4 protein-coding genes, 3 tRNA genes and 2 rRNA genes are annotated in these 4,025 nt (G+C 53.3%); all 9 read right to left on the reverse strand.

Annotated elements, in window-relative coordinates; translation table 11 throughout:
• Positions 1 to 294 (reverse strand): GTP-binding protein (locus DQ405_RS25230; RefSeq protein ID WP_241730219.1); only part of this gene is annotated, 294 nt, incomplete at its 3' end.
• Positions 295 to 377: 83 nt separating this feature from the next.
• Positions 378 to 453: transfer RNA gene (locus tag DQ405_RS25235), tRNA-Thr, on the reverse strand.
• A 28-nt stretch (positions 454 to 481) separates the two neighbouring features.
• Positions 482 to 555: transfer RNA gene (locus DQ405_RS25240), tRNA-Gly, on the reverse strand.
• A gap of 25 nt (positions 556 to 580) precedes the next feature.
• Positions 581 to 665 (reverse strand) — tRNA-Tyr (locus tag DQ405_RS25245).
• A gap of 139 nt (positions 666 to 804) precedes the next feature.
• Positions 805 to 1,467, reverse strand: a complete 663-nt coding sequence (locus DQ405_RS25250) for an SPOR domain-containing protein (protein WP_168426416.1) — start codon at positions 1,465 to 1,467, stop codon at positions 805 to 807.
• Between the two features lie 16 nt (positions 1,468 to 1,483).
• Positions 1,484 to 2,224, reverse strand: coding sequence for a type III pantothenate kinase (locus tag DQ405_RS25255; protein ID WP_168426417.1), 741 nt, complete (start codon positions 2,222 to 2,224; stop codon positions 1,484 to 1,486).
• A complete protein-coding gene (gene birA, locus DQ405_RS25260) occupies positions 2,214 to 3,179 on the reverse strand; it encodes a bifunctional biotin--[acetyl-CoA-carboxylase] ligase/biotin operon repressor BirA (protein ID WP_168426418.1) in 966 nt (321 codons plus the stop codon). Before birA ends, DQ405_RS25255 begins: the two co-directional genes overlap by 11 nt.
• Positions 3,180 to 3,298: 119 nt before the next feature.
• Positions 3,299 to 3,414: ribosomal RNA gene (gene rrf / locus DQ405_RS25265) — 5S ribosomal RNA — on the reverse strand.
• A 155-nt stretch (positions 3,415 to 3,569) separates the two neighbouring features.
• Positions 3,570 to 4,025 (reverse strand): 23S ribosomal RNA (locus DQ405_RS25270); the annotation flags it as partial.

Raw genomic sequence — 4,025 nt, forward strand, 5'->3', positions numbered from 1 at the left:
CTGCGCAGCACCGGTGATCATGTTCTTCACATAGTCAGCGTGACCGGGGCAGTCAACGTGGGCGTAATGACGGATCGAGGAATCGTATTCAACGTGGGAAGTGTTGATGGTGATACCACGAGCCTTCTCTTCCGGCGCGTTGTCGATCTGCGAGAAGTCGCGCGCAGAGCCGCCCCAAGTCTCAGCGCAAACCTTGGTCAGCGCTGCAGTCAGGGTAGTCTTGCCATGGTCGACGTGACCAATGGTGCCGACGTTCAGGTGCGGTTTGTTACGTTCGAATTTTTCTTTAGCCATCGAGACCGTCTCCCATCGTTGAATTGAGCTAGTCACGCCACCATTAAAACAAAGGCAGATATATACATATCTGCCTTTGAAGTTGGAGCTCATGAGCGGATTTGAACCGCTGACCTCACCCTTACCAAGGGTGTGCTCTACCAGCTGAGCTACATGAGCGAATCTTGTTGCGTATGCACTTGAAACCTGGAGCGGGTAGCGGGAATCGAACCCGCATCATCAGCTTGGAAGGCTGAGGTTCTACCACTAAACTATACCCGCGATAGCCTAGGCCTACGCTAAAATCTGGTGGAGGGGGAAGGATTCGAACCTTCGAAGTCGATGACGTCAGATTTACAGTCTGATCCCTTTGGCCGCTCGGGAACCCCTCCAAAACGAGGCGGCATTTTCATTGCCAAACCTCATGCTGTCAAGCGTTTTCTCATTAAAAACCTGAGGTTAGCTCCGCCGACAGCGCCGAGCAGCGAGCCGCTAAGGCTGCACTGCTAAGCGGGCGCCATTCTATGTAAACTATTCCGAAGTTGCAATGCTTGAACATGGCATTTGTCGATGCTCAAGGTCCGGAAAACTCCTAACCAGCTCCACGAGTAGCGAGTCGCTCAATAAATGTTGGCGAGGGCGCGCTATCTTGACCCAATAGCGGCGATGGGTTCTGGGCAGCTCACGGATCAATGCCTCGTAATCAACCCCACGCAGACGATTTACCACGCTCTCAGCCGAGTCCTTACGTGAAAATATCCCTAGCGATATCCCATTAGACAAATCGCCAACTGTGATTACGTAACTGTCAATATTGCGAGACTGCAACTCCCGAAGCTGCCGCAACGAAGCCTGGCGAGATACGAGAGGAGGCAGATATACCCAATAATCCACACCGGCAGCCTCATCGACAGGCTCGACCTGAGAGTCAATATCCAAGCTCAGCAACCGCTGATTAATAGATGAAGCTATCGACTCGTCATCAAACCCGCCTAGAAACAGGCAGGCGCTATCCTCATCCTCCATCGGCTCACGTCGCGCCAATGAGTCCGTCTCGCTCAACAGCGTGATCTCAGACGCTCGAGAAGGAGCCCCTAGCCCAGCAGCGCCCTCTGCAACCGTTGGCGGCCGATTGAGGTGAAAGAGATAGAAAAGCAAATTTAATATCACCAGAAGCACTAAAAGCCAGCGCATTGAAACCTCTTAGGGGTTAGGGGCAGGCTATTGCCAAGCCTCTGAAAACCAAGTCTGGCACGCACCTTACCCCAGGAAAATCTGCCGCCAACGATGCGTCTCCTCCCGTAACAAACGTGTCGAAATCATTACCCAAATGGATCTCGGCAGAAGCTATCTGGCTGTGTATATAGCTGCGAACCATGATCAAGCAACCTCGCTCAACAGCCTCAGCAGTACTTCTACCAGGAGATACATCGCTTAGAGCAAGCGCAGTCTCTTCAGCGCCATAGTGAATACGCCGAGTGTGCGCGAGTAATTGCCCACGCAGGAGCGCGGCCCCAGGCGCAATGTAGCCACCGAGATGCGCTCCATTCGAACCCACGAGATCTACCGTAATGGCCGTGCCTAGATCAATAACAAGACAGGCCCCACCACACATATCGTACGCAGCAATGATCGCCAACCAACGATCCACTCCCAGGCGCTGCTGGTCGCGATAACCATTGATAACCCCAGCGGTGCGCTTGGCTGGGTGCACTTTGGCGATATCGACTTTCAGCGACTCAGAGAGCACATCCATTATCGCTCTGGTTTCTGCATCACTTCTTACACTCACCAGGCGGCAGCGTGTGATTTTTCCGATATCCCGAGCCAGCAGTTCCCGGACGATGCCTGCTGCTTGTGTGGCGACCCCTTCGATTATTGGCGGGACGCTGGAATCCGGGATAACACGCCACTTGACGAAGCTGTTGCCGCAATCAAGCTCAAGAATCATGATCGAGCCTTAGGCTTAGCTCTCCGCCACTAAAATGCTGTTCCTCTTGGCCTTCAACCAAAAGTCGTAGCGCCCCCAGTTCGTTCACTCCAATCATCAAACCTTTAACCTGCTGAGAGCCGGTACTTAACGTGCAAAGTTTGCCTTGCCAGAGATTATTAGCCTCCCATTCATCCCGCAGCGCGGAAAAGCCATGTTCGGCGTGCCTGCTGATATAAAGATGTAAAGACTCACTAACAAAGTTCGCCAACTCGCTGCGGTTCGCCAACGCACCGATCTGTGCCCTTACCGTGGTCCATGGCTGATCGATCTCGACGGCGCTTGCTGCCATATTCACATTTATCCCGATGCCGATAATCACATGACATACATCAGCCGGATCACCCGTCAACTCAAGCAGAATTCCAGCGATTTTCTTCCCATCCGCATATATATCGTTGGGCCATTTCAGCCCCGCATTCCTGACTCCCGCTCGACGCAGTGCCTGGAGTACCGCCAAACCCACCACCAAGCTTAAGCCAGACAGCCCTTGAGGGCCGTCTGAGACTTTTAATACGAGCGTGTAATAGATATTTTGCGCTGGCGGACTCGCCCATAACCGCCCTCTTCGGCCCCTCCCGGCAGTTTGTCCTTCGGCCAATATCACGAAGGGAGCGGCCGTTCCAGATTGCAGCAGCCTAAACGCCTCAGCATTAGTAGAGTCGACGGTTTCTCGCAGGTAGAGTTGCCAGCCGAAGCGAGCCAACACAACCGAGCTTTCTTCGTAGCTCAGCAGGGAAATAGGCTCCGCTAACCGATATCCTCTTCCGGGCACTCTAAATAGCTCGATATCACATTCGCCCTCAAGCCGCTGCAGGTGCTTCCATACAGCGCTTCGGCTTACACCGAGAACAGCGCCGAGCTCTTCGCCAGAGTGGAAACAGCCATCACTAAGTAGCCGCAGCAAGTTGTTCATAAGCCTCCCCCTAACCAGCAGGCATGAATCATAACGACACACGCAGAGCCGATCGACTTTTCTTTCGCGCAAAGACAAACCCCCGGCCATCTTTCGATGATCGGGGGTTTGGTGTAGAAGCTTGACGATGACCTACTCTCACATGGGGAGACCCCACACTACCATCGGCGATGCGTCGTTTCACTACTGAGTTCGGGATGGGATCAGGTGGTTCCAACGCTCTATGGTCGTCAAGCAATTTGGTTGGGGAGTCGGTGTTGAGTCGCTTCCCCTAATTGGGTATGTGATGGTGTTTCGGTGTTGCTTTCGCTTTGCGAGCGATGCGTCTTTTCGGTTTGTTTGTCGACTTCAACCGTCTSACACACAAACAACAAATTGTTTGGGTGTTATATGGTCAAGCCTCACGGGCAATTAGTATTGGTTAGCTCAACGCCTCACAGCGCTTACACACCCAACCTATCAACGTCGTAGTCTTCGACGGCCCTTCAGGGAACTCAAGGTTCCAGTGAGATCTCATCTTGAGGCTAGTTTCCCGCTTAGATGCTTTCAGCGGTTATCTATTCCGAACATAGCTACCCGGCAATGCCACTGGCGTGACAACCGGAACACCAGAGGTTCGTCCACTCCGGTCCTCTCGTACTAGGAGCAGCCCCTCTCAAATCTCAAACGTCCACGGCAGATAGGGACCGAACTGTCTCACGACGTTCTAAACCCAGCTCGCGTACCACTTTAAATGGCGAACAGCCATACCCTTGGGACCGGCTTCAGCCCCAGGATGTGATGAGCCGACATCGAGGTGCCAAACACCGCCGTCGATATGAACTCTTGGGCGGTATCAGCCTGTTA

Source organism: Pseudomonas sp. SST3 (assembly GCF_003325755.1).

Coding starts and splice junctions, on each gene's coding strand:
- DQ405_RS25255 (WP_168426417.1), bottom strand. CDS start 2,224: ATGATTCTTGAGCTTGATTGCGGCAACAGCTTCGTCAAGTGGCGTGTT.
- birA (WP_168426418.1), bottom strand. CDS start 3,179: ATGAACAACTTGCTGCGGCTACTTAGTGATGGCTGTTTCCACTCTGGC.
- DQ405_RS25250 (WP_168426416.1), bottom strand. CDS start 1,467: ATGCGCTGGCTTTTAGTGCTTCTGGTGATATTAAATTTGCTTTTCTAT.